The following is a 24,744-nucleotide window of genomic DNA, read 5'->3' on the forward strand; positions in this document are numbered from 1 at the left end:
CCCATCCAGACTGAAACATTTCCCTGAAATATCCGAAAGAATAGCAACATATCTTCATAGAATGGAACTATACACCATTCAGGAAGAAGGGATGCGCTTTGGGTATTATTTATGCGGTTGTCACCAATAAGGGCGGTGTAGGGAAAACGAGCTTCATCAGCAATCTGGCAGCGGCCATGGTTAAGAAGCTGCCGAAGGCTCGTGTGTTGCTCGTGGACACCGACCCTAAAGGCAATTTGGCCATCGCTTTCGGGAAGTCCCCTGCCCAACTGAAGCACACCATTTATAATGCGCTGACCGAAGAGGTTCCCATCCAGGACGTCAAAATCCCGCTTATAGAGCGGCTCGATCTGATCCCTGCCAATCAACGAATGGCCTCCCTCACCTTTGATGCTTCCCCAGATCCACTATATCTGTTGAAAAGCTCACTCGAGGAGATTCGGGACCCATACGATTTTATTTTTATCGACACGCCTTCCGCTATAGGGATGCTGATGTGGAATGTTCTCGGGGCTGCGGATCGGATCATGATCCCGATCGAGCCGGAGACGTTTGCGGTGGCCGCGATGGTCCAGATGGCCGACGTCATCCAGGATTTTCAGAAGAAGCACCGCCCGGAACTGATCATCGATGGCATCGTGGCCATGAAGGTGGACGACATCACCGCCCTGTACTCGGAAATGCTGCCGCTGGCACGAAAATACTGTCATTCCAAGGGGTTACATATGTATGACACCGTCATCCCGAAGTCAATGCAATATGCCAATTCGGTCGCTTATGAGCGAAGACCGGCTTTTCTGTCCACACCCAAGCATCGCTTTATCGCCCCGTATGGGGAGATGGTAAGAGAGGTGTTAGCGCATGCCGCGGAAAAAACAACCGTTAGCTGATCTTGAACTGTTTTCTTTCTCCATGACCGATCCTGTATTCGAGACTCTGACGGATACTCCACCGGATCAGCCAATCGATAGAAACCGTTCATCGTTAAATAAAACCGTTTCACTGAACCATTTCACTGAACCATCCGAAAAGAAACGACCACAGAACCAGAAAGGTGTCAAAGTATACACTGCCGCGAGCAAACCTCCACGGGTGGAGGATATCCATACACGTCAGACGTTTCTCATCCGGAATGACTTGATCGCACGCTTGAACAGAATAGCCGCCAAACAGAACAAAGGGTTCAAAATGCGGTTAATTAATTATGTATTAGAGAAAGAGCTAGACGATCTCGAAGAGTCAGGAGACTTCTGAGTATTCAGGCACCATATACGGAGGATGGTCACCGTAAGTTTCGAACATTAAAAAACGAGGCTACCCAGCAATGGACGGTGACCTCGTTTCCTGTTGAGCTTAAGAAGCTTCACAATATTTTTTGAAATTATCCAAAAACGCCTGCCAGCCTGCTTGCTGCATTTCAATAGGATTCTCGCCTTCTGCCTCAAAAACCTCAACTACCTTCGTACCGTTCCCTTGATTACTGAAAGTAATTGTGACTTTTCTTCCATCACCAAGTGTGTAAGCAATCAATTCATGGGGTCTCACTTCATCATACACTCCGCTAAAATCAAAGCCAAAGCTTCCGTCCTTCGCTTCCATTCGTGTAAGGAAGGCTCCGCCAGTCCTTACATCATTTTCAGCCTTGGGCGCATGCCATTCGTCGGAAGCAAAAGACCACTCCGTAATATGCTGTGGCTCGGTCCAATAAGCCCATACTTTTTCCATTGGTGCATCAACTGTAGTTTCTACCGTAATGGTTGCTTTATGATCTGTTGTCATGTCGCTATCATCTCCTTAAGTGAATTCTGGCTTACTCGCTAACTATAACATGTCGTAGAACACGCTTACAACTTACAGAAGTAGGAGATTCTTACACCCGTCCGCTACATTCAGTTTTCAATGTGCCACACAGAAATAATAGCACACACGTTCGCATTTTGGAAGAACTAGTTTGGCTTCATTCCTGTAAAAAGCCCAAGCGACCAATGAAAAATCACCACTGGTCACTTGGGCTTTTCGAACGCTCTCTTATCTCACCTAAAGCCCGATCAAATCATTAATCCGTACGGGCTGTCCTGTCTGTATCGACCGGTTCGCCGCGATGCCTGTCATGATTGACCACGCGCCGTCCAGATGTGAGGCCGCCCGCTTGAAGCGGTCCTCCACCGGCTTGTCGAAAATATCGCGCAGCATTAACGGGTCCCCGCCGCCATGACCGCCGGACTGCTCCTCAATCTCCACATCATATGGCTCGGCATGGATCGGGAAAACGCGGATCTGTTTGGACTTGAGCGCCCCTTCCTTCTCCTTGTCTCCTCCGGAGTTCACGTAGGATTGCTCCGTGACTTTCACTTCCATACGGCCTTTGGTGCCATTAAAGGCAATGATGAAGCCTTCCCAGGGCATAAAGGCATTCAGCGAATAGTTCATAACCGTCTTATTCCGGTATTTTACCATCACACTCATCGTGTCCTCAATGCTGATGTTGTCACCGAACACGCTCTGATCGCGTAAATACCCGTCCTCCTGCTCGGCCTCCAGGTACATTTGCTTTAAATGTTCGTTGCGGTCCAGGTGGAGCGCAAACGGGTCATTTTCCGCCGCCTTGCTGCCGTGCGCCCGCTGGTAAAACTCTGTAACACCACGCTTCTCGGCATTCTCCCTGCCATAAAAACGCAGGTCCCCCTGAGCATAAACCGTATCTGGCTTGGAGCCAAGCCAGAAATTCATGAGATCGAAATGATGCGTGGACTTGTGTACCAGCAGCCCTCCGCTATTGCGCTTGTCGCGGTGCCAGCGCCGGAAATAGTCCGCACCATGCTTCGTATTCAGCAGCCATTCGAAGTTGACTGAAATGACCTCACCGATGACCCCTTCCATGATCAGCTCCCTGATTTTCGTATTATGGGGCGCATAACGGTAATTGAACGTGACCCGCAGCTTTTTCCCGGTGCGCTCAACCGCGTCCAGAATGGCCTCACATTTCTCCTCATCGACCGTCATTGGCTTCTCGGAGATCACATCACAGCCTAGCTCCATGGCGCGGATAATATACTGATGATGCGCACGGTCCACTGTCGTTACAATCACGGTGTCCGGCTTGGTCTCCTGAATCATCCTGTCGAACTCATGCGCTTTATAGGTCGGCAGCGCAGGATAATCGTATTTCTCCAGCAGCAGCCGGTTGGCGTAATCCATCCGGATCTGATTCACATCACAAAAAGCCACCAGCCTGGAGGTATCCTTATACACAGTGGCCAGCTCTCTGTAAAAAAACTCAGCACGTCCACCGGTGCCTACAACGGCATATGTTTTGCTCATATCACGGTTCACACCCTTTCATCGGATGTCTTCATGATATAGTATAAAAAATATCAAGTTCTAAGCATTTATGGACCATTTCATCTCAAAATATGCATATCTTATCCTTTTTCAGAAAGGGGCAAATTCCATGGCATCCTCCCCTCACTTTTCGATCGAACGGATTAAACGGACGGAGCCCTTCAGCATGGCCTTCGATCATATGCACGACGCCTATGAAATTTATTATCTGTTATCCGGCGAACGATACTATTACATTGATAACAGGCTGTACGCCCTGCAGGCCGGTGACCTGATTTTCATTCACAAGCACGGGCTGCACCGTACAACCAACAAAGGCGACGCCTCCCATGAGCGGATATTGATCAACTTCGATGAAGCCTTTATAACCCCTTCACTCGATATGCAGGAGACATGGGAGCTGCTGGCACAGCAGCATTTCCTGCTGCGCCCCGGCGAGCGGGAGCGGGCTGCGATCCTCAGCATGCTGGAAGCTCTGCTGGGCGAGAATGACCGGAATGAGCCATTCCGGAATATCTATCGGCGTTCCCTGCTCGTGCAATTGCTGGTGTATATCCGGCGGCTGCATAATGTGAGGTATGTGCCCATCGTTCCTGAGGGGAGTGAAAAGCAGCAGCGGGTGTATGCCATCATTGAGCATATTGAGGCGCATTTCGCCGAGAAGCTCACGCTGGATCAGCTCTCCTCCGCCTTTTTTATCAGCAGCACCTATCTGTGCAAAATATTCAGACAGACCACCGGCTTCACCGTGGTAGAATACATCCGGTACGTCCGAATCCGCCAGGCCCAGCAGTATCTGAAAGAGACACGCTGGCCTGTCACCCGCATTGCGGAACAGGCCGGCTTCGATAGCATTGCACATTTCGGGCGGGTCTTCCGGCAGATGACCGGGCGTTCCCCACTGCAGTACCGAAAGCAGTTTTTGCGAGAAAACGATGCTGATGAAGCTGCTACTTGAGCAGAGGACAAGTCAGATGATAAAATACTGTCAAAGGCTGTGAATGGAGCGTGACGAATTTGAAGGAATTGGACAAACGTCTCGATGAAATGGAAAAGCGGATGGATGCAAGGTTTGACCGTATGGAAGACATGTTAACCCAACTCATCGGAATTGTAGGCGAGACAAATAAAAAGACCGAAAACTTGGACAAACGATTCGATGGACTGGAAAAAGATATAAAAATCATCAAGACTGAAATGCCTAAAATGAAAAGGCTAGTAAATGAACATGATAGCGATATAACAGAATTGAAATTCCAGCCATAAGCATGAAGTCCTGGAAATAGGGCTTTTTTTATTTTTTCAGTTCGTCAAGTGTGTCACATCTTTATTGCCACTAATTACCCCTTAATGCCCTTCATCGTAATGCCCTCAACAATTTGCTTCTGGACAAATATATAGACCACCAGCACGGGAATCACGGAAATGGTCGTGCCCGCCATCATGCTGCAGCCAGAAATCATATCACCGACGGATTCCGCGCGTCGTCTATCGTGTACCAGTTTGTGATGGAGCTGTACCGGTTCAGCACGCTGTACAGAAAGAAACAGGAAACGTGGCCCTTATCCAGTCCGTTCCGGAATCTTCACCCTATGATATAATGCTCTCAATATCATCGTTTGGAAGGATGGAGCAGATGTCGGAGCAACAAGTATACATCCGGTTCTCTGAAGAAACGGACGCCGCGGAATTGGCAGCAATGTACAAGCGAAATCAGGAGTTCTTTGAGAAATTCTCGCCAAGCAACCAAGAGGAGCTCTATACGGAGGAGCACCAGCTCCAGAAAATTATGAAATACAAGGCTGACATGATGGAGGATCGGAGGTATTCCTTCGTGGTATGCCACAAGGAGAACGACCGAATTATAGGCAGCGTGGACCTATCCTTTGTCATGAGAGGGCCGCTTCAGAACTGTATGATCGGATACAGTCTGGACCAGGCTTATAATGGCAAAGGTTATATGACAGAGGCGGTGAAGCTGGTGGTCCGCTATGCTTTCGATGAGCTAAAGTTTCACCGGATCGTCGGGGAGGTCTCTCCCCGGAATCCAGGTTCCATCCGTGTGCTTGAGAAGGCTGGCTTTCACAAAGAAGGCATCTCTCGAAGCAACGTAAAGATTAATGGAAAGTGGGAGGATCACCAGGTTCTGGCGATTATAAATCCAGCGGAGGATGTCCAGCTTTAGTTGAATGAGAATAGCGGCGGACCAAGACTATTTCTCAAGTCCTGGTCCGCCGCTGTTCGATTTTTGTCCAGTCCAGCACTGGGTTCCCCTCTATTCAAAGAAAACAACTTATTTAAGATACTTACAACAAAAATTCAGATAAAAATGCCTTAAAAATATATACATTCATGTCAAAAAGCAGTATACTGTGGTTCAGACAGGAATATTATTCTAACTTTGTTTGATCACTTCAAATCTGAAATACAGCATTTAACAGAAGAGAAAAATACGTCAGGAAGTTATTATGGTAATGTGAATGTACGTCGATAGACGTTTTTCTTATCATTTGTTTGACAGCAAGAATCTGCGGGAAGTGTCAACTAATGAAGGAGCGGTTTTATATGGGCAATATAACCACAATACGGTCAGAAGTCGAGAAATTTATGGAAGATGAAAAGCTGTCGCTTAGTGATTTGGGACGCAAAACAGGACTGAACGTAGGCACTCTTAGCTCGATCATCACCGGCGGAAAGATTATGGCGCTGAACCAGCTTGACCGGATCACCGCGCTGATGAAGCTCCCTGAAGGCCATTTTTACGATCTGTACATACAGGACAATATAGCCGCAGCCCAGCCCAATTGGAAACGGCTCAAGCCGTTTCTATTCAGATGTGCAGAAATGAACAAGCTGGACTTCATTCAACGGATCGCAGGCAAGCTGCTGGACAAGGTAGTATACTCTCCTGTTCTGTTTGATGCGGCGGAAGAGCTGCTGCAGGAAGGGAAAAAGGATGCCGCAGCCATTTTATATGAAAGTGTGGCCGTAACGGAGCATTCCCAGCATTCCGAGCGTCTGGCCCTCTGCCAATATCGTTTGTTTACGATCAGGCTGGGTGACGATCAGACGAAAAACCTACAGGCGGCAGCCCAATTCGAGCTATACGTAGAACGATTGGACGACATTATTCAATTGGATGCACTTAAGGATCTGGCGAATGTCTACCGTTCCTTGCGTAAATGGGACAAGGTGGACAAGTTCGCGGCGCAGATGGGCAGCAAGGCAAGAAGGCATTACTTTGCAGAAAATCGGCAGAAGCGTGGCGGGGAAGACCCTTATGCTAAGCTGAGCAGACCGCTGTTTGTATATGTTGCTTATAGTGATTTGCTGCGCGGTTCCGCTTGTGAAGAACGAGGGGAATCTGAACAAGCCTTGGAGTTTATTTCAAGATATGCTGATTTAAGCTGGGTAAAGGAATACGACGAAGACACCGAGCATTGGAAGGGGCTATTTCTAGGCTGGGCAAAAGTCAATATTTATGCATCTAAATTATCTTCCGGAGATTTCAGCGCACTTTATGATTATGTAGATTACTTTGAAGCCAATAAGGATGAATTTCTTGTATCGTTATTGAATGTTGTGGATGCAGCTAACCGTTTTAATGTAAATATTGATCGTATCCTTTTGCGCTTTGATTCGGAAATCAAGTCTCTGGGCGAACAATTGAAAGGGACAACCATATACGATAAGAGATTCAAAGCAGAACGCTGTTCGCGTCTACTGCATGAATTGTCGAACTATTACCTGCAAAAAGGCGAGTATGTGACTGGCTTTACATATTTATTAGATAGCTTACAAAAGTCGTTTGCTATTAATAACAAAACCATTATTATCAAATGCGTTAGCCTGTTCGAGAGCTTTAGAGATTACGCAGCTTCCGACACGCAGGCAGCATACCAAATTCTTTTTAAAGAAATGTATCAAAATGAAAAAAATCATCGCTTTGCACTTAGTAGTCACTAACCTAATACTGGTTAACCAACTAGTTGAACACAACGGCCTAGAAGAATTCACATAGTATACTACTGGGCATTCATGGTATAATGGAACAAGACAAAGTAACCGGTGGATGGACACGGCGAAGCTAACCCGAAAGGGGGTGACGCCGTGTCATTTCTTGAGGTCGTGAAGAATTTTCTGGACATCAGCGATAAGCTGGTGAGTATTGCTGTAGGTGTGATTACCTTGTGCAGTACTTGGAAAATCGTGCGAGATAAGAAAAATCACCGGGAATAGGTTGGCCCCTGCATCCGGTGATTTTTCTGAGTATTAAAAAACTCGCCGTGGTTGCCCGCCGGCCTTTGTTCGCCGCGATGCTAGAACATCGCGGCTCTTTTTATCTTACCCATGAATTGCTTCTTTAATGACCATTATATCATATATTTTGAATAAGATGTTGTATATATGTTTTAAAAAATTAGGGATAGCCCCTTACCTCCTGTTTACAGCTTTGAACGGATATGATACTATGTTTTTGCAAATATCGAAATATTAGCGAGGAGGGCAACGATGATGAACGAACCAGCCGACATACAGCAAGCTGTGAAAATATACAAGGCACTGGGAGAGCCTACCCGCCTCAAAATTGCGCTCCTGCTGAAAGAAGAAAATGACCAATGCTGCTCCGTTCTGGGCGACAAGCTTCAAACGGTTGCCATTTCCACGCTATCCCACCATTTGAAGCAGATGGCCGAATGCGGTCTGCTCACATCTCGTAAAGAGGGAACCTTTATATATTATAGCCTGGATAGAGAAACAGCGGCGAAATACGCCCCTTACCTGTTAAGTTAATTTTTTTCGCTAATATTTCGATATTTTTAAAAATATAAAATCATGTGTCGACGTACTTTCAAAAAGGAGTGAATTGAATCGTGACAACCCACAGTACATGGAAGGTGTACATGCTGGCGCTGGTCAGCTTTTTAGTAGGGACCTCGGAGTATATCATCTCTGGCATTCTGGATCAGATTGCACAGACCTTGGGCGTATCCGTTGCTGCAGCAGGCCAGCTTATCACTGTATTTTCCCTGACGTATGCGATCGGAACTCCGATTCTGATGGCTGTAACCGCCCAGATGGACCGGCGCAAGCTGCTGCTGTACTCCCTTGGCCTGTTCATAATATCTAACCTTCTGGCTTTTACTCTGCCAGGATTTGGGATGTTTATTGCAGCCCGAATAGCAATGGCATTGGGGGCAGGAATGGTCGTTGTTACCGCGCTCACCATGGCCGCCAAGATTGCTGCTCCCGGCAAACAGGCCAGCTCCATCGCTACCGTGACTATGGGCTTCACCGCCTCATTGATCATCGGTGTCCCTATCGGGCGGGTCATCTCGCATCAGTTTGGCTGGAAAGCCGTGTTTCTCGGCATCGCGCTCGTGGGAATTCTGTCCCTGATCGTTCTCGCCTTGACGATCCCCCGGATCAAAGGGGATAAGCCGGTTCCTCTTGGCAAACAGTTTGCTCTGCTGGCCAGACCTGAGGTGGCGCTTGGACTGGGGATTACATTCTTTTGGCTTAGCGGATACTCTTTGGCCTATACGTACATCTCCCCGTATCTGCTGGAAGTGTCCGGGTTAAATGAATCGCTGCTCAGCCTGGCCCTGCTGGTATTCGGAATCGCCAGTCTGGTAGGCTCCAAGGCGGGGGGGTATTCTGCAGATAAACGCGGGGTAGCTTTCACATTAACCGGAGGCATGGCGCTGCACATTATCTCTCTGATGTTGCTTACTATGGCCCATTCGGTCGTCAGTATCTTCGCTGTCTTGATTTTATGGTCATTTGCAGCCTGGTCATCAGGGCCAACACAGCAGTATAATCTTGCTTCCCTTGTGCCCGAATCCTCGGGGGTGCTGCTCAGTCTTAACCAATCTACGATGCAACTGTCCATGGCCGTTGGCGCCGGGATGGGCGGAGTTATTATAGAACAAGCATCCTTAGCTTCAGTAACCTGGTTTGCAGCACTCGGTGTCGCCATTGCCACAGCCGGTGTGCTCCTGCTGAACCGGATGCTGTCCGGCAGACAGCTTGCCACCTGATGCGGCACGAGAAGCACGGGCACCATGGCAAAGATAAATATTATAATTGCACCAATAATCATAAACAAATTTCCTTAAAACATTCCGTGAAACAACCTATATATTATTCTATCTCAAATTCGGTTTGAGGAGAGTCTAGCTAAAGGACGGCTTCCGACAGTGTCGAAAACCGTCCTTTAGCTATAGGTGGTTATTCACCAGCCAGCCGGAGGTTCGGTTGCGGCGGCATGGGCATGCCTGTCCCCAGGTAGAATCCGGGATGCGGAGGCTGGTTATAGCCTGTGTTTTGCCACGCAATCGCCAGACGATAGACCGGGTCATGCATCAGGGTATGCATGCCGTAATTCGTCACATCCGTGGTCGAGTAAATTCGCAGCGCGGTGCTGTCTTCGGTACGCACAATAACCTCTTCGCGCCAATCCCCGAACAGATCGGCTTGCAGTGTGGGCGTGCCTTTGGTGTCATTGTTCGAATACGTGCCGGTCAGCGTCAGGAGGTTATCCAGCCGGTTCGTTTCGTAATTCCATTTATCAATTTTCGGAATGCCCACACGCAACGGATCGCCGAGCCACTGGTGGTCGAGCAGCTCCCTGCCCAAGTCACCATCCCACCAGATGGCGAAATTGACGGATGGGATACTGCTGGCAATCTGCTCCCCTTGCGCATTGAACAGGAAACCGTTCGGGCTGTCCCAGCCGCCGCCGACCGACCAGGCCTCCGCACCCTTGTAGCGTGGATCGATGTCCGCCGCCAGCCCGCGCCCGACATCCTTGCCAAGCTGCGGCAGTCCCCACAGCACACTGCCGGTACGAGCGTCCTTCAAGTTATTGGAGTACGGGGCAGACTTGTTCTCCTGCACGGCGAACAGCTCCAGCCCGGCGCGGTCCGGGTCCAGATCACCGAGATGCATCGCGTCGCCGTGACCGAGACCGGAATTCCATAAGCCTGTTCCGTCGTCGTCAATCGCGGCGGGTCCTGTTACGATTTCATCCTTTCCGTCGCCGTCCACATCCGCCACACTTAATTGATGGTTGCCCTGCCCGGAGTATGACGCATTCTCCGGTGATTTCGTATCAAAGGTCCACAGCTTGGTCAGTTCTCCATCACGCCAGTTATAAGCAGCCAGGACCATTCGTGTGTAATACCCGCGCTGGAAGACAAGGCTTGGACGCTCCCCATCCAAATACGCGATCACGGCCCCAAAGCGGTCCACACGGTTGCCGTAGCTGTCGCCCCAATCGCTCACCTTGCCCCGCGGCGGATCGTAATCCTCGGTGACGAGCGCCGCGCCGGTCTCTCCGTCAAAGATCGTAAAATACTCGGGACCAGACAAAATGTATCCGCTTCCATTTCTGTAGTCAGCATCCGCGTCTCCGATGACTTTGCCCATGCCGTCGATGGTGCCGTCCGCCGTTTTGACCGCAACCTCGGCCTTGCCGTCACCATCCAGATCGTACACCATCATTTGCGTGTAATGCGCGCCAGAGCGAATATTTCGGCCAAGGTCTATGCGCCATAGGCGTGTTCCGTCCATGTTATAGGCGTCAATGAAAGTATTGCCCGTATAACCTGATTGCGAGTTATCCTTCGAGTTGGTCGGGTCCCATTTCAGGACGATATCGTACTGACCGTCCCCGTCCAGGTCACCGACAGACGCATCATTAGCTCGATACATGTAAGCCCCAGAAGTCGTTTCCCCGCCTGCCGGTTTTTGAATAGGCACCGTGAGATAATTCGCTTCCCAGACGCTAACCGGACCAGTCATCCGCTCCTCGTTACCAGCGCCGAGCGCCTGCAGCGTATAGGTTGAGTCGGCTGTGCCTTCCGGGTCCAGAAAATTCGTGCTGCCCGTGATCGGGCTTTCCGTTACCTGCTCCCCGTCCCGGTACAGGTGGAACGACACTTGGTCCGGGTCTGTGCCGAGCAAACGCCAACTGACAAACACGCCGCCATCGGTAGCGATAGCGACAAGAGCACGGTCCAGCCGCTCCATTTGTCTCGCGGCAAACGCTGATGGTGCTGCATGGATTCCGATCCCCGGTCCATACACCGAATCGGTGACCGTATTCCGCGCTGTATCGGCTGAACCAGCCTGATCCTCGGGCATCGTAGCTGAGCCTGAAGCCAATCCGGCCTGCGCCGGAGCCAACAATGCCAATATAAGCATAGTGGATATGAGGCGGAGTCCTCTTTTCTTCCTTTGCATTGATTATTCCCTCCCTTCGTCTGTAATTGGAATAGTTTTACATATATATTATATAAATGCTCCGCCTCGCTTGTCTGTGTAAAAATCCGGCCAATTGCTTTAAAAATCCGACATGGAATGCATAGGACGCCGAAACTGTTGGCGCACACGCTCAGCCTCTTCCCGGATGCTACAATCGTCGGCATGATCGTTGATCAGCCCCATCGCTTGCATGAAGGCGTACACCGTAGTCGGTCCAACGAATTTCCAGCCCTGCTTTTTGAGCTCCTTCGACAGCGCGATCGATTGCGCCGATGTGGATACGGACTGCGGCTTAGCCAGTTGGCTCTGGTCAGGCTCGTACCGCCAGATGAAGTTAGCCAGCGAGCCTTCACGCTTGACGAGCTCCTGCGCTCTCTGCGCATTGTTAATCACCGCCTCGATCTTGCCGCGATGGCGGACGATGCCTTCATCGCCAAGCAGACGGTCGATGTCTTGCTCTGTATAACACGCGATCCGGTCAAAATCAAAATCATGGAACGCTGCACGGAAGTTCTCACGTTTCATAAGGATCGTGCGCCAGCTCAAGCCGGATTGAAAGCCCTCCAGGCTTAACTTCTCGAACAACCGGTGATCGTCGCTGACCGGAAATCCCCATTCGGTATCGTGATAATGCAGCATCTCCGGCGCGGCACCACACCAGCGGCAGCGCGGATGACCGTCGGGTCCCGCTATCGTCATGTTCATAAATTCCCTCCTCAGTGTGCAAGCTGTACAAAGCTCGTATACGAGTTCCCCCGGCAAGCTTCAAACTTCAAACGCAAGACGTGATATCATTCTCGCCATTCTTCGTTATCATACCATCCTCGAGCATATACACATACGCCACTTGTCAAATATCATTCTTTCACATACACCGGCATCAACACCTCATCAACCAGCTGACTCAGATACTCCTTCGACACTTTTCCGCCACGGATCATATGTTCAAAACGCAAAATATCAAACGGTAAGCTCATTTGCATAACCGAAAATTCATGCCTGATTTCCCCTCGTTGTCTGGCAAATTTCTGTACTTTCCTCATCACCTCGATATTACTTTCACGTCCCCGGACCGAGAGCTGCTGGAATTGCTCATTTTTCTGGCTCAGCTCAAACAAAAGGGCGCTCATAATTTCCGGACCGACAGCCTCCAAAAATTGCTGGTACAGCTCTAATACGGCTAATAAGTCCTCTCTCAGGCTCCCATTTTCCTGCACCAAATCAATCATTTTCCCGCCGAGCGCTTGTGCCAATCTATATTGCACCAGCGCATACAAGAGATCCACCTGGTTGTGATAACGCCCGTAGATGACGGTTCTGCTGGTTTTCGCTTGTTTGGCGACGTTTTGGAAGGTCATCTGCTCATATCCTAAAGTTTGCATAATCTCATAGGCTGCTTCCAGAATCGCTTTCTCCAGTTTCTCTCCTCTTCTTCGTTCCATGACCATGCATACATCCTCCCGATTCATCTCTGAAAATCACTATAACACAATTTAACGTACATCTTGTACTTTATTCGCGCAAGGTATATAATCCATCCTAAATAACATACAAATTGTACTTTATATAGATTACAGAAAGGAGCTGCAAGCCAGCATGAATAAAATATTGGTCGTCGATGATGATCCCCACTTTCGCAGACTGGTCAAAGCGGTCTTGGACAAGGAAGGTTGTGACCTGTACGAAGCCTCTGACGGCATCGAAGCGCTGTCCCTGCTGGAGACCCTCAAAGTTGACCTGGTCATTCTCGATGTCATGATGCCGAATATGGATGGCTGGCAGTTGTGCCGGGAGCTGCGGACTCACTATGACCTCCCGGTGCTTATGCTCACGGCCAAAGGAGAAATCTCTCAGAAGGTGAAGGGTTTCCAATCGGGAACCGATGATTACCTGGTCAAACCTGTCGAGCCGCTGGAATTGGTGATGCGGGTTAAGGCATTGCTGCGGCGCTATCAAATTGTATCGTCCCAGACGGTGCAAATCGGTGAATTGATTATAAATCGCAGAAACTATGAAGTTACCGTAGATAAAGCCATCGTGTTTCTGCCGCTCAAGGAATTCGAGTTGCTGTTCAAATTGGCCAGTCATCCGAACAAAACATTTTCACGCGAGCAACTCATTACGGACATCTGGGGATACGAATTTGAAGGCAATGAGCGGACGCTGGATGTGCATATCAACCGGCTACGGCAGCGTTTTCCGGACACCGATCATTCATTTGCCATCCGAACCGTGCGGGGACTTGGCTATTATCTGGAGGTCCATTCGTGAAAAAAAGGCCTTCGCGAAAAGATACGATATTTCGGGGGTTCGTTTTGTTCATTGTTATTTTCGCCATTATCATTGGCTGTGGCGCGCTGGCCGGACTTTTTACGCGCATCATTTTATTGGCAACAGGACATGATCCCGCAGATGAATCTATGTATGGCCATAGCCTCACTTGGCTGATTTTGATAGCCCTCTTATTGCTGGTCAGGTACTATCTGAAATACGGAAACATCACCAAACATTTCGATTCGTTTAACACCGTCATCCACGTATTAGATAAAATCGCCAAAGGGGACTACAAAGCCAGACTAAAGGAACCTTTCAATGAACACAAATCGTTTGGCGAGCTGGTAAAAAGCGTGAATAACATGGCTGCAGATCTGGAGCAACTGGAGAACATGCGCCAGGAGTTCATCTCCAATGTATCTCGTCAACAACTCACGACTAAAGTCACGAGCTTGTCTCTGCCTACTTTCGCAGACAGTGCTTGCGTTTCGCGCAAGCCTTTTAGACTTATTCCTAACCGGTAGTGCGAACGCACCTTATCGTGCTCCTACCTTAGCGTGTTGGAACATCAGGACGGTCGACCTCGCCCCTACAACAAGAGTTATACTCCTGCTGTACCTGTACCGATGTACTCGATTCCTTTGCGGTACAGATTCATAGCGCCAATTCGGTCATCGTTAGAGCGATAGTGACAGGCTTGGCATTCAAAGGTGTGCATTTTTTTGTTTCGATTCGCTCGTTCAATATGTCCGCATTTCGGGCAGGTTTGGGAAGTATATTTAGGATCTACTGCGATGACGCCCTGTCCGTTCAGTTGAGCCTTGTACTCCAACATCTCACGGAATTGGTGAAATGCCCAGGAAACCGACACATACCGATGGCGAACACATACTTTTTCCGTGGCGGAACGAACACCTTTTAAATTTTCGATCACAAACAAAGTCCCTTTCGGATACGTTTCAACGAGTGCCTTGGTTATCTGATGGTTGACATCGGTAACATAACGGTTTTCTCTTGAACCAATTTCCTTGAGTCGTTTGCGAGCGGAGGGGGTTTGTCTCATCTGTAGTTGTTTACGTAAGACTTTATACTGGCCTCGTTTGTGTTTCACGGTTCGTCCAGGATAAAACATCGTCTGGCTTTGAGTGTCGTAGGTGGTGGCGAGAAAGTTGATTCCCAGGTCAATGCCAACAATATGGTTGACCTTTGTAAGATCCAATTCAGAGAACTCTTTGGTCATGGAAATATGCAAAAACCACTTCTTATGTTTGTACACGAGCTTTGCCGTGCCCCATTTCCATGTACCATCAAAGAAGTGCTGCATTCCTTTTCTTTTGTAACGAAGCTTTACTCGCCCATCCAGTGTATTTACGCTAAACCGATTATCGTTCAAAGCGTAATCTCGATGCCATACCAGATCATATTCCGGTCGTTTGAATTTGACCAAGCTCCAATCGTGCCCGTTGGATCGGGCAGATGTATAGCGGGCGATGACCGTTCTGATCACCGATTGCGCCATTTGGCTTTTCAAACCAAAACGACTTCGAAGCTCTCGATAATACAAGTCATGGAGTGTACGATAACGTAATTCTTTGGTTTGAAAGACAATAACTGAAAGATAATTACATGCTTCACGATAGGTTTGGATGGTCTTGGTGAGCATTTCCGTATGTTCATACGGGACATAGATTTGGATTTTTGCTGTAATGGTAGACATTCGACTCACCTCTTCTCACTGCATTAAATATATCATAGGATTCAGTGGGAAATGGTTAAATTCTCATGACGAGAGGAGGAAGCATGGAGCTTTCGGCTTTCGAGCTACCGATGGTAGCCCTTATGCCGAACGCAATTCCTCACACGACTAAAGTCGCGTGTGTCCATGCGCAGTTATGAAATCCAGTCCCCGCTGGCGTCCATCCGGGGGTTTGCCCAGGTCTTGCAGAGCAATGATCGATTAAGCCCCGAGGAGAAAAAGCTCTATCTGAGCATTATTGAAAGCGAAAGCGCACGTCTGTCCAAATTAAGCGACAGTCTGCTCCAGCTTGCCGTTCTGGAATCGGAAAGTATGAGCCTGCAGCCCCGGTCTTATCGTCTGGATAAGCAGCTCAGGGACTTGATTCTGGCCTGCGAACCACAATGGAGAAGCAAAAAAATCGAGGTAGAGGCTTTTCTGGACGAAGTCACCTGCACGCTGGATGAAGACAGGATAAGCCAGGTGTGGATCAATTTGCTTCACAACAGCATCAAATTTACGCCTGCGGGCGGCAGGATACGGGTTGAATTGCACCAGCGCGGCGAAGCCATCGAGGTGCAAATAACAGATACGGGCATAGGTATTTCAGAGAAAGATCAGCAGCGTATTTTCGAGCGTTTCCATAAAGCGGACAAATCCAGAGAGCGTTCGAATCAAGGTAGCGGGCTCGGTCTGTCCATTGTCAAAAAAATTGTGGATCTACATGGCGGCGATATTCGTGTGTGCAGCGCCCCTGGGTCGGGTACAACCTTCACGGTCACTTTGCCGAATTAGACACCACATAAGTGTTGATCATGAAAAATTTGGAATTTCTGATTTAAATTCAGTTTACTCACTTGGTGTAGGATGAATCCGTGGAGAGATACCAATACCTACAAGGAGAGCTGATTGATGTCAGAAATCATGATTCAAACCCAGAATTTGATGAAACGATACGGAGACCGGAAGGTGCTTGACAGCATTTCTCTTTCCGTCGAAAAAGGTGAAATCTTCGGCTTCCTGGGGCTCAACGGTGCAGGCAAAACAACGATCATTCGTCTTCTGCTCGGCATGATTCGTCCTACGTCTGGAGATGTCCTGCTGAATGGCAAACGAGTGGATGCTGGCGATCCTGGTTTATGGCAGCGTGTGGGATATCTTGTGGAGACGCCTTATGCCTATCCTTCGTTCACCGTGCGGGAGAACCTGGAGATCGTCTGCCGACTGCGGCAGCTTTCCGGTACAAAACCGATTGACGACGTCCTGGAAAAGCTGAAGCTGACCTTCTATGAGCATACGAAGGCGAAAGACCTGTCCCTGGGAAATGCACAGAAGCTCGGCCTGGCGAAAGCACTCATCCATAACCCGGATATTCTGATTCTGGACGAGCCAACCAATGGTTTGGACCCAGCCGGTATTTTTCAGGTCCGCCAATTGCTGCAGGATTTGGCCCACAACCATGGTGTCACGATCTTTATCTCCAGTCACATTCTGGAGGAGATGTCCAAAATGGTAACCCGGATCGGCATTATCCATCAAGGCCGCTTGATTCAGGAAATGAGCGCAAGCGAGCTGAACCAGGCATTCCACAGACGCCTGTGGGTAGAAACGCAGCAAATAGAAGCGGCAAGAGCCAAGCTGGCGGATGAGGGATATGCCGTTCATTTATCCGAAAACGGATTGCTTGAAGTCATAAGTGAGCACGCCATCCGGCACCCGGAGCAGATTGCGCAGCTATTAGTGCATGCCGGTCTGCCACCCACACTGCTGAAGGTAGAAGAAGAAAGTCTGGAGTCGTATTTTTTGAGAAGTGTCGGGATGATGGGAGGAGATGCCAAGTGAATTATTTTATCGCTGCTTTCGGGGTTGAAATGTACAAATTACGCCGTTCCCTGGTTCCCTGGCTGACGCTGCTGTTTGTTATGGCCGTCGTTTCGCAAGAAGCAGGACAACCGGATTGGCATTCCTATCTGAGCGGAGCGGTCTACCGCTTTACAGTTCTGGGATCTATCGGCTTTGGTTTTCTGACAAGCTGGTTATTCGGCCGTGAATATGCGGAACGCACGCTCAAAGATTTGCTGGCCTTGCCTGTGTCACGCCTGAATATTGTGCTGGCAAAATATGCGGCGGTGCTCGTGAGCTGTGTGTTGATTACAGTGATTTTATTTGTGTATGTGCTGGGCTTGGGCATGATGGTAGGACTGCCCGGATTTTCGGGGGACATGATCTGGCAAGCTCTTGGCCTGTTCGCCTTAACTTCTATTTTTAATATGCTGCTATGCACGCTGGTCGCTTTTATAGCCTGCTGGTCACGCGGCTGGCTGGCTCCGATCGGGTTTGTTTTCCTGACATTAATCCTCGCGTTAAGTTTTGGACCGAGCGCGGTCGGACCCTATGTGCCATGGGCGATTCCAGCGCTGCAAACAGTTCCGTTCAGTTCCGGGGGGACTGGAGCGGGAATATTGAATAGTGTGAGCTACATCATTCTTCTCGTGGCCGGAGCTGCCGGTTTCGCCGGTACTTTAGCATGGTGGCGTTATACGGATCAGAGGTAATTTATGATAAAATTAGCTTTAAACGCATTACAAACCTGCACTTGGAGGAAGGTCGTTCAAGTGTGTACAGAACATAACCTGACCACAACAAATTGGTTAAAAACACCTCTTTCTTGGGTCGTTTTAATTCTGTGCACGTAATGAACCACCTGAAACAACGGACTGATGATGTGAGGAATCGCCATCCTTTACCGCCAACGGACTGGAGGGGTCATATTTACCCCAAAAGAAGGGTTATGAAAAAATTATATTATCATATTTTTTGGAAAATATAATATCTTCGATATGTCTTCCTCATGTCTTCATTTTGCTCAAAGCTTGTCCTTGCTTTAACTGTTTCTATTGGGTAATAGATGAAATAAAATAAAAGTATGGTAGACATAAAGACCATGCCACAGTCTATCGATCAAAGGGGCTTGCACATCTATCCATAGGGAAATGAGCTTGGAGCCCAGATTTTTGGCATGAATAAATTGAGAGGAAGGTTACGATAATGACAAACAAAGTTATGAAGATTGTTGGCACAACTGCATTATCTATTTCACTTCTTACTGGAGCTGCCAGTGCTGTTTCGGCAAATGATGCTACAGCATCCAAAGTAGGAAATGAGGTCGTTGAAATTACTCCTTTTGCAGTCGGGGATACACTAACTTGGGATTTAAAGGGTACTAAAGAGGACCCTGAAAACGATTTTAATGTGTCAGTTGGATATCCAAATATTAAACTGTATGCAAAAAATACAGGATCAGCCTCTTTTAGAGTCGAAGTAATGCACAACAGTAAGAAAACGGTTATTTTTAATTCAACCGTTGCACCAGGTAAAACAGTGGAAGTTGTAAATAATGATAGTAATCCAAAAGTTCCTTCAGGCACTTATACAGTGACTGTTTACGGTGGATCGGGTCTACCAAAAGGAGAAGTTGTTCTTAAAAGCTCTAACACTAAGTGGTAAGTGGCCTTAAAAAAGCGGTATAATCTGACAATGTAAGTACAACACAGTTGTATCTACATTGTTTTTTATTTTGTACTGGTAAAGGAGATTTCAAAGAGAGATCAGTAGAAATACAGGTATAGAACCACAATTAAAGTATTACCGTTTGGAATTAAAATAAAAATGGTACGATGTGCATTTAATCGTGCAGCGTCGCATGCTATAGTAGTTCTATTCATGAAAGAAGGGGACAAAATGAATGAAGAGACGTCCGAAAAGAAACTGCTTTATTTGGATGGCATTAGGGGACTCGCGGCATTTGCCGTGGTTATTTCACACTACATACAAGTATTTTATCCAGCTGCGTTAAATGGAAGAGCACAACAGGTTCATTTTAAATGGGATATCTGGTACGGGTATTCTCCGATTAATTTATTTTATAATGGACAATTTGCCGTTTGTTTGTTTTTTGTGCTAAGTGGTTATGTGCTTAGTGTCAAAATGTTTGAAAAAGAGCTCGATCGTGAGACCTTTCAAAAGTTGTTGCATTCCAGCGCTATACGAAGGTACATTCGACTTGCCGTGCCGGCAGCGGTATCCGTATTGCTTGTGTATCTAGCAATTATTACGAATTCCTTTTATCTCCAAGAGATATGGGGTACAACATGGACAGATATGAAAAAGAACTACTACGCTTTAGATACAAATGTATATACCATTATCAAGGCAGCTATTTTTGATCCATTTTTCCGTTTTAATACACACCCTTACAATCCAGTCCTTTGGACAATGGGTTATGAGCTATTAGGTTCTTTTTTAATTTTCGGTTTTCTTGCTTTATTTGGACGAGTGAAAAAAAGATGGATTGTGTATGTCGTCTTATCCATTGCTTTGATTCAAACCTATTTTGTCGCTTTTTTGTGGGGCATGCTGCTTGCCGATTTGCTCAAGCACAAATGGGTCCAAAGTAAAATAACGACCGTACTTGTGCTTTTAATGGGGATTTACTTAGGTTCGGCGCCTTACACTTCATTAATGGGGACTATGTACGCCCCCATAGAAGTGGGGACAAAAACTATCAATGCATGGATTCAATTGAACATTGATCCACGACTTCTTGCACGAACCCTGGGTTCTGCTATGATTTTGTTTGCTCTGCTTCGTTTAAAAGCGCTGCAGCGTGTGTTGGAATGGAAACATTTTACTTATTTAGGACGGATTTCATTTTCCCTTTACCTTATTCATTTCACTTTCCTAAATACATTCTCCGCGTTCCTGTTTAGTAAAGTGATTCATCATTTTAGTTATAATCTTGCCTATGCCATTACGTTTATGATTTCCATGGTACCCTTATTTATTTTGTCGCATTATTATATGAAATATATCGATCAAGGGGCATTAAAACTAGCTCGAAAAATTGAAAAAAAGATGACCGCATAACCCCAAAAGCGCAGAGTTGAAACCAACAACCCTGCGCTGTCAGATAACATCAAGTCACTTCTCACGAATATACAGAAATCCGCCTACAGCTCTGGAGGTGATAAGAGCGCCTGCTGGTCCAAGCTTTTCCTTTAAACGAGATATAAATTTTGGAATTCCCTCAGGCTTAATGTACCCTCCCCATATGTAGTTTGCCAAATCATACTTAGTCACAAGTTTTCCTTCGTGGTCCAGAAAGTATTGGAGCAATTTCGCCTGTTTTTCCGTTAAGTCCATTCTCATGCTATCGTGTTGCACCCAGAGCTGCTCGGGATGAAAAAAGGTATCCCTCCCGACATAAATCGGAGCTGCATTTTTATCCTCTCTAATCGAAAGTGCTAGGTACGCTAACTGAGAAAACACTTTGTCTAAGTCTGCTACATCTTCTCGTAAAAAATGATACTTAGGAGTTTTCAGTATATTGGCGACCCCCATCCGTTTAGCACGTAGCTCCTCACCTACAGCAATATCGTTCTGAACCATTAAATATACGCTTGCTCTACTTGTTATAGCAATCCGAAGGAATTCCCAATCCTTCTCATTAATCTGATCTACACCAAGTATAATATGACTATATATATCGTAGTTAGAAGAAGTCAGATTGCCCCTTGAAAACACTGTGAAAGGAGCATCGTTAAATAGATAACTACAAAATCGAACTATGCTTTCTTCATCTGTAAATAGGGCAACATTCATCCCAGCTTCTCCCCCATATTTAATAAAAATAATGCTGCGACTTGTCCACCGATTTCATAATGCAATCCAGTTGGTACACCGTTATGGCTTCAGACTCCCATCCGATGCATACCTATATGTAATGAAATCCTCCTCCCTAAATTTCAATTTTTATACATCCATGGAACTGTACACATATATTATAGTATATATTACTAGAATCGAAGAAGCAAATTATTCCATTTATAGATTGATTGTAACAAAATACGATTTCACAGACTCTGGCAGCATTTGCACAAAAAAAAGCACACCCGAAGTTCGGTCGGTCCCCCACCGGGAGAACCGACCGAACTCGGAATGTGCTGTTCATCAGCCTTGTTCAAGCATAAACCTTCTATAATCTTCACAAAGGACGAATCGTAAATTCAAATGCCAGGGACTGGTCCGCTTTAATACGATACTCCTCATGCACCGGAGCTCCCCAACTGTCGTCTCCGCCCACACCCATCTGTCTCCCCGCTACCGTGACCACCGTATAGTGCACCTCAGGCAGCTCATACAGATGATAGGCGCTTTCCAGCTCGAACGCAGTGTATGGCGAAATGTTGGCCTCAACCGGTGCCGATGCTGGCGCGGTAATACGGATGCCGCGGTGCAAGTCGTCGGTGATATCTACACGCCGCACGCCGGTACGGTTGCCGGAAGCCTGTGGAACGACATAACCGGACACATTGTCCGCCGCATCGTTGCTGAAGGTCGTCAGCCTTGCGCCAAAAGCGCGGTCTGCGTAATTCTCCTCAGGTCCCATGGCATACCAGTCCAGATGACGGTAATCCGCCGGAACCTTGAACGAAAGAGCGAAAATCGGCAGATCCGGCAGCCCGACAGTACCCTCGTACATGTTCTTCACCCGGACGCTTCCATCCGCATACACCGTATAAGCCGTGACCATTCCTACCTCAGCATGCACACTAAGACTGTAATGGAAGGTAACCGTCACACAGCCTTGATCTTCCGTAAGCACAATGCCTGTGCATTTACGTGCCAGGCTGGCCGCAAACCAGACACCTGCTTCGTACCCCAAGGCCATGCCTTTGTCATTGTCTGTCGTAGCCCGCCAAAATAACGGCGCAGGCGGCGTGGCGATCATTTCCCGTCCGGAGTAACGCAGCGACGTCAAGCTGCCTGCTCCCTTCGAGAACATCACCGAGAAATTTCTGCCATGCACGCCGATGTTCACGTCTCCCTGCACGACTCTCAGTTCGCCAGCAGGAAGCAAGGCAGGAGCCGAATCTTCCACCTGGAAAATATGCTGTCCGAAGGCGATCTCATATCCAGCAGGCGCCCACAACGCAGACTCCCGCAATACCAGCGAAGCATGAATGACATATTCGCCCGGAACACCCTCCACCGCCACATCCGGCAAAGCAGGCTCATACGTTATGAACGCCTCCTCCCCGGCTGCCACCGACGGCTGTAGGACACCACGGAAGATTTCCTTGCCTTCATGGTGCAAATGATAGACTAGCTCATAATCCTCTGTTCCCGCGAACAGATTCTCGTTTCTCACCCGCACCCCGGCTTGCTCAGGGAACAGCTTGATGTTCTGATACAGGAATTTGACCTCCTGCATCTTCGGTGACAGCTTCCGGTCCGCGTAGACAATGCCGTCCGTGCAGAAGTTGTAGTCTGTTGCTCTGTCGTCGAAATCACCACCAAAGGCAAGGTACTCCTGGCCGTAGCGGTTTTTCTTCATCACAGCCTGATCGATGTAATCCCAGATAAATCCGCCCTGGTACATCTCGTATTTATCTTCAAGCTCCGTGTACTTGTGCATGCCGCCCACCGAGTTGCCCATCGCATGCATATACTCGCAGCTAATATAAGGCTTCTGCGGGTTGTCGTTCAGATACTGCTCAATATCGGCTACCTTGGCATACATCCGGCTTTCCATATCACTGGTGTCATTGTAATCCCGGTTATGGAAGACTCCTTCATAATGAACCAGCCTGCTCGGGTCCACCGCTCTGAAATAATTCGCTACATTCAAAATGACTTCACCTGCGTAGGACTCATTCCCGCAGGACCAGATCAGGATAGACGGATGGTTCTTATCCCGCTCCAGCATGGAGACTGCCCGGTCCATGACGATATCCTGCCACTCTGGCAGATTACCGGGAATGTTCCAGGAAGGCTCCACCGCCCCAAGCTTCTGCCAAGAACCATGGGTTTCCAGGTTCATTTCATCAATCACATAAATGCCGTACTCGTCACACAGCTCATACCACAACGTTTGGTTTGGATAATGAGAGGTACGAACTGCATTCATGTTGTTTTGCTTCAAGGTACGGATATCCCATAGCATATCCTCCTTCGTGATCGCCCGTCCGGTGCGGCAATTAAATTCATGGCGGTTCACACCCTTGAATACGATACGCTTACCGTTAATGCACATGACTTTGTTGATCATTTCGAAGCGGCGGAAGCCCGCCTTCTGCGGAATCACTTCAACGAGATTTCCGTTCTGGTCATAAATATGAATATATAGAGTATACAAATAAGGACTTTCCGCACTCCAGCGGTTAACATTCTCAATACTGCCGGAAAGAGATGCCGTTCCTCCCGCGAAGGAGGCTTCGAGCGAAGCAACCGTCTGCTGGTCCGCATCCTTTACGTCTACTCGTACTCTGGCCGAAGCTTCTTGCTCCAGCGTCAGATCCAGCTGCAGCATACCGTTCGTATAGAAATCGTCCAGCCCGGCCTGTACTTTGACGTCACGAACATGAATTTCAGGAATCGTATACAGATACACGTCTCTGAAAATACCGGAAAAGCGCCAGAAATCCTGATCCTCCAGCCATGCGCCCGTGCTTCGCTGATACACCTCCACCGCCAGCCGGTTCTCCCCCTCCTGTAGAAAAGGAGTCAGCTCGAAATCGGAGGGCGTAAAGCTGTCTTCACCATAACCGACAAACGACCCGTTCAGCCACACATAAAACGCCGTCTCCACCCCTTGAAAGGAAATGAAAACAGGCTGATTCTGCAAGGAATCCGGCAAACGAAAGGTTTTCACATAGCTGCCCACCGGATTATCACCCTCCGCAAGCTGCGGTGGCCGCAGCTCATGATGCCCATCCCACGGATACATCGTATTCACGTACTGCATCTGGCCGTAGCCTTGTGTCTGGATATGGCCGGGAACGGTGATTTCACCCCAGCCATTCACATCGAACTCATTCTGATAGAACGACTGCGGACGGCTGGCGGGATTGGCTGCATAGCTGAACTTCCACGTGCCGTTCAGGCTATGGCGCATGTCCATGGGACCCTGCGCTTCTGCCTCTGTTAACGTTCTATAATACCTGTGATCCGAATAAGCAGGCAACCGGTTAACCGCGAATACGCTCACGTCCGACAGCCAATCCAGGCTCCGCTCTTTTACTCTTGCGTTCTTCACTTCTACCAACGAAAATCACTCCCACGAA

General features: G+C 48.1%; 24 protein-coding genes and 1 pseudogene. 16 read left to right on the top strand and 9 right to left on the bottom strand.

Translation table 11 applies throughout. The annotated features are described in order from the left end of the window. Positions 1-98 precede the first annotated feature (98 nt). Both OIN60_RS21540 and OIN60_RS21545 read left to right on the top strand, forming a co-directional pair. Positions 99-890 carry a ParA family protein gene (locus OIN60_RS21540; RefSeq protein ID WP_305756928.1) on the top strand — a complete coding sequence of 264 codons (792 nt, stop codon included), beginning with the start codon at positions 99-101 and terminating at the stop codon, positions 888-890. After that, positions 862-1,254, top strand: coding sequence for a hypothetical protein (locus OIN60_RS21545; protein ID WP_305756929.1), 393 nt, complete (start codon positions 862-864; stop codon positions 1,252-1,254). Before OIN60_RS21540 ends, OIN60_RS21545 begins: the two co-directional genes overlap by 29 nt. A gap of 99 nt (positions 1,255-1,353) precedes the next feature. On the opposite strand, the gene OIN60_RS21550 is transcribed toward OIN60_RS21545, so the two are convergent. Next, the gene (locus tag OIN60_RS21550) at positions 1,354-1,779 is read right to left on the bottom strand and encodes an SRPBCC family protein (protein ID WP_305756930.1); all 426 of its coding nucleotides are present in this window, start codon (positions 1,777-1,779) and stop codon (positions 1,354-1,356) included. 258 nt (positions 1,780-2,037) lie between these two features. Beyond that, on the bottom strand, positions 2,038-3,321 hold the full coding sequence (locus OIN60_RS21555) for a Gfo/Idh/MocA family oxidoreductase (RefSeq protein WP_305756931.1): 1,284 nt from the start codon (positions 3,319-3,321) through the stop codon (positions 2,038-2,040). 130 nt (positions 3,322-3,451) lie between these two features. Between OIN60_RS21555 and OIN60_RS21560 the strand changes: the two genes are divergently transcribed. Together OIN60_RS21560 and OIN60_RS21565 are read left to right on the top strand one after the other, a co-directional pair. Then, positions 3,452-4,300, top strand: a complete 849-nt coding sequence (locus tag OIN60_RS21560; RefSeq protein WP_305756932.1) for an AraC family transcriptional regulator — start codon at positions 3,452-3,454, stop codon at positions 4,298-4,300. A 59-nt stretch (positions 4,301-4,359) separates the two neighbouring features. Beyond that, entirely contained in the window at positions 4,360-4,608 is a 249-nt protein-coding gene (locus OIN60_RS21565; protein WP_305756933.1) for a hypothetical protein, read from the top strand. A gap of 74 nt (positions 4,609-4,682) precedes the next feature. Here OIN60_RS21565 and OIN60_RS21570 read toward each other — a convergent pair. After that, positions 4,683-4,787 (bottom strand): annotated as a pseudogene (locus OIN60_RS21570) (carbohydrate ABC transporter permease); the annotation flags it as partial. 191 nt (positions 4,788-4,978) lie between these two features. Here OIN60_RS21570 and OIN60_RS21575 point away from each other — a divergent pair. From OIN60_RS21575 to OIN60_RS21595, 5 genes are all read left to right on the top strand, one after another. Then, complete coding sequence (locus OIN60_RS21575; protein WP_305756935.1) at positions 4,979-5,527, top strand: GNAT family N-acetyltransferase; 549 nt, start codon at positions 4,979-4,981, stop codon at positions 5,525-5,527. A 380-nt stretch (positions 5,528-5,907) separates the two neighbouring features. Beyond that, positions 5,908-7,308, top strand: coding sequence for a helix-turn-helix domain-containing protein (locus OIN60_RS21580; RefSeq protein ID WP_305756936.1), 1,401 nt, complete (start codon positions 5,908-5,910; stop codon positions 7,306-7,308). 144 nt (positions 7,309-7,452) lie between these two features. After that, complete coding sequence (locus tag OIN60_RS21585) at positions 7,453-7,581, top strand: hypothetical protein (protein ID WP_305756937.1); 129 nt, start codon at positions 7,453-7,455, stop codon at positions 7,579-7,581. Between the two features lie 273 nt (positions 7,582-7,854). Further along, entirely contained in the window at positions 7,855-8,136 is a 282-nt protein-coding gene (locus OIN60_RS21590) for an ArsR/SmtB family transcription factor (RefSeq protein WP_370872585.1), read from the top strand. Between the two features lie 110 nt (positions 8,137-8,246). After that, positions 8,247-9,383, top strand: coding sequence for an MFS transporter (locus tag OIN60_RS21595; protein ID WP_305757106.1), 1,137 nt, complete (start codon positions 8,247-8,249; stop codon positions 9,381-9,383). 190 nt (positions 9,384-9,573) lie between these two features. Here OIN60_RS21595 and OIN60_RS21600 read toward each other — a convergent pair whose 3' ends face one another. The 3 genes from OIN60_RS21600 to OIN60_RS21610 form a co-directional block, all read right to left on the bottom strand. Beyond that, complete coding sequence (locus tag OIN60_RS21600; RefSeq protein WP_305756938.1) at positions 9,574-11,589, bottom strand: rhamnogalacturonan lyase; 2,016 nt, start codon at positions 11,587-11,589, stop codon at positions 9,574-9,576. Between the two features lie 99 nt (positions 11,590-11,688). Continuing rightward, a complete protein-coding gene (locus tag OIN60_RS21605; protein WP_305756939.1) occupies positions 11,689-12,315 on the bottom strand; it encodes a DNA-3-methyladenine glycosylase I in 627 nt (208 codons plus the stop codon). 152 nt (positions 12,316-12,467) lie between these two features. Continuing rightward, positions 12,468-13,058 (bottom strand): TetR/AcrR family transcriptional regulator, encoded by a 591-nt coding sequence (locus OIN60_RS21610; RefSeq protein ID WP_305756940.1) that lies wholly within the window; start codon positions 13,056-13,058, stop codon positions 12,468-12,470. A gap of 148 nt (positions 13,059-13,206) precedes the next feature. Between OIN60_RS21610 and OIN60_RS21615 the strand changes: the two genes are divergently transcribed. Both OIN60_RS21615 and OIN60_RS21620 read left to right on the top strand, forming a co-directional pair. Next, positions 13,207-13,881 carry a response regulator transcription factor gene (locus tag OIN60_RS21615; RefSeq protein WP_305756941.1) on the top strand — a complete coding sequence of 225 codons (675 nt, stop codon included), beginning with the start codon at positions 13,207-13,209 and terminating at the stop codon, positions 13,879-13,881. After that, the gene (locus tag OIN60_RS21620) at positions 13,878-14,408 is read left to right on the top strand and encodes a hypothetical protein (protein WP_305756942.1); all 531 of its coding nucleotides are present in this window, start codon (positions 13,878-13,880) and stop codon (positions 14,406-14,408) included. The genes OIN60_RS21615 and OIN60_RS21620 overlap by 4 nt, the downstream gene beginning before the upstream one ends. Before the next feature lie 77 nt (positions 14,409-14,485). Here the strand turns inward: OIN60_RS21620 and OIN60_RS21625 are convergent, their stop codons facing one another. Further along, the gene (locus tag OIN60_RS21625) at positions 14,486-15,601 is read right to left on the bottom strand and encodes an RNA-guided endonuclease InsQ/TnpB family protein (RefSeq protein ID WP_305756943.1); all 1,116 of its coding nucleotides are present in this window, start codon (positions 15,599-15,601) and stop codon (positions 14,486-14,488) included. A 165-nt stretch (positions 15,602-15,766) separates the two neighbouring features. Here OIN60_RS21625 and OIN60_RS21630 point away from each other — a divergent pair, with 165 nt between their 5' ends. The 5 genes from OIN60_RS21630 to OIN60_RS21650 all read left to right on the top strand — a co-directional run bounded on the left by OIN60_RS21630 (position 15,767) and on the right by OIN60_RS21650 (position 20,545). Then, positions 15,767-16,414, top strand: a complete 648-nt coding sequence (locus tag OIN60_RS21630; protein WP_305756944.1) for a sensor histidine kinase — start codon at positions 15,767-15,769, stop codon at positions 16,412-16,414. Between the two features lie 117 nt (positions 16,415-16,531). Next, entirely contained in the window at positions 16,532-17,461 is a 930-nt protein-coding gene (locus tag OIN60_RS21635; protein WP_305756945.1) for an ABC transporter ATP-binding protein, read from the top strand. Continuing rightward, positions 17,458-18,174 (top strand): ABC transporter permease, encoded by a 717-nt coding sequence (locus OIN60_RS21640; RefSeq protein WP_305756946.1) that lies wholly within the window; start codon positions 17,458-17,460, stop codon positions 18,172-18,174. Before OIN60_RS21635 ends, OIN60_RS21640 begins: the two co-directional genes overlap by 4 nt. Before the next feature lie 493 nt (positions 18,175-18,667). Then, entirely contained in the window at positions 18,668-19,126 is a 459-nt protein-coding gene (locus tag OIN60_RS21645) for a hypothetical protein (protein ID WP_305756947.1), read from the top strand. Positions 19,127-19,360: 234 nt separating this feature from the next. Next, on the top strand, positions 19,361-20,545 hold the full coding sequence (locus tag OIN60_RS21650) for an acyltransferase family protein (protein ID WP_305756948.1): 1,185 nt from the start codon (positions 19,361-19,363) through the stop codon (positions 20,543-20,545). 54 nt (positions 20,546-20,599) lie between these two features. On the opposite strand, the gene OIN60_RS21655 is transcribed toward OIN60_RS21650, so the two are convergent. Both OIN60_RS21655 and lacZ read right to left on the bottom strand, forming a co-directional pair. After that, complete coding sequence (locus OIN60_RS21655; protein ID WP_305756949.1) at positions 20,600-21,280, bottom strand: helix-turn-helix domain-containing protein; 681 nt, start codon at positions 21,278-21,280, stop codon at positions 20,600-20,602. 382 nt (positions 21,281-21,662) lie between these two features. Then, positions 21,663-24,716 carry a beta-galactosidase, LacZ type gene (lacZ, locus tag OIN60_RS21660; RefSeq protein WP_305757107.1) on the bottom strand — a complete coding sequence of 1,018 codons (3,054 nt, stop codon included), beginning with the start codon at positions 24,714-24,716 and terminating at the stop codon, positions 21,663-21,665. Between the last annotated feature and the right edge of the window lie 28 nt (positions 24,717-24,744).

The sequence above is a fragment of the Paenibacillus zeirhizosphaerae genome (genome assembly GCF_030705605.1).
Lineage (GTDB): Bacteria > Bacillota > Bacilli > Paenibacillales > Paenibacillaceae > Paenibacillus > Paenibacillus zeirhizosphaerae.

Excerpts from the sequence above, each read along its gene's own strand:
- OIN60_RS21545 (WP_305756929.1), top strand. The coding sequence starts at position 862 with ATGCCGCGGAAAAAACAACCGTTAGCTGATCTTGAACTGTTTTCTTTC.
- OIN60_RS21550 (WP_305756930.1), bottom strand. The coding sequence starts at position 1,779 with ATGACAACAGATCATAAAGCAACCATTACGGTAGAAACTACAGTTGAT.
- OIN60_RS21555 (WP_305756931.1), bottom strand. The coding sequence starts at position 3,321 with ATGAGCAAAACATATGCCGTTGTAGGCACCGGTGGACGTGCTGAGTTT.
- OIN60_RS21560 (WP_305756932.1), top strand. The coding sequence starts at position 3,452 with ATGGCATCCTCCCCTCACTTTTCGATCGAACGGATTAAACGGACGGAG.
- OIN60_RS21575 (WP_305756935.1), top strand. The coding sequence starts at position 4,979 with ATGTCGGAGCAACAAGTATACATCCGGTTCTCTGAAGAAACGGACGCC.
- OIN60_RS21580 (WP_305756936.1), top strand. The coding sequence starts at position 5,908 with ATGGGCAATATAACCACAATACGGTCAGAAGTCGAGAAATTTATGGAA.
- OIN60_RS21590 (WP_370872585.1), top strand. The coding sequence starts at position 7,855 with ATGATGAACGAACCAGCCGACATACAGCAAGCTGTGAAAATATACAAG.
- OIN60_RS21595 (WP_305757106.1), top strand. The coding sequence starts at position 8,247 with ATGCTGGCGCTGGTCAGCTTTTTAGTAGGGACCTCGGAGTATATCATC.
- OIN60_RS21600 (WP_305756938.1), bottom strand. The coding sequence starts at position 11,589 with ATGCAAAGGAAGAAAAGAGGACTCCGCCTCATATCCACTATGCTTATA.
- OIN60_RS21605 (WP_305756939.1), bottom strand. The coding sequence starts at position 12,315 with ATGAACATGACGATAGCGGGACCCGACGGTCATCCGCGCTGCCGCTGG.
- OIN60_RS21610 (WP_305756940.1), bottom strand. The coding sequence starts at position 13,058 with ATGGTCATGGAACGAAGAAGAGGAGAGAAACTGGAGAAAGCGATTCTG.
- OIN60_RS21615 (WP_305756941.1), top strand. The coding sequence starts at position 13,207 with ATGAATAAAATATTGGTCGTCGATGATGATCCCCACTTTCGCAGACTG.
- OIN60_RS21625 (WP_305756943.1), bottom strand. The coding sequence starts at position 15,601 with ATGTCTACCATTACAGCAAAAATCCAAATCTATGTCCCGTATGAACAT.
- OIN60_RS21630 (WP_305756944.1), top strand. The coding sequence starts at position 15,767 with ATGCGCAGTTATGAAATCCAGTCCCCGCTGGCGTCCATCCGGGGGTTT.
- OIN60_RS21635 (WP_305756945.1), top strand. The coding sequence starts at position 16,532 with ATGTCAGAAATCATGATTCAAACCCAGAATTTGATGAAACGATACGGA.
- OIN60_RS21645 (WP_305756947.1), top strand. The coding sequence starts at position 18,668 with ATGACAAACAAAGTTATGAAGATTGTTGGCACAACTGCATTATCTATT.
- OIN60_RS21650 (WP_305756948.1), top strand. The coding sequence starts at position 19,361 with ATGAATGAAGAGACGTCCGAAAAGAAACTGCTTTATTTGGATGGCATT.
- OIN60_RS21655 (WP_305756949.1), bottom strand. The coding sequence starts at position 21,280 with ATGAATGTTGCCCTATTTACAGATGAAGAAAGCATAGTTCGATTTTGT.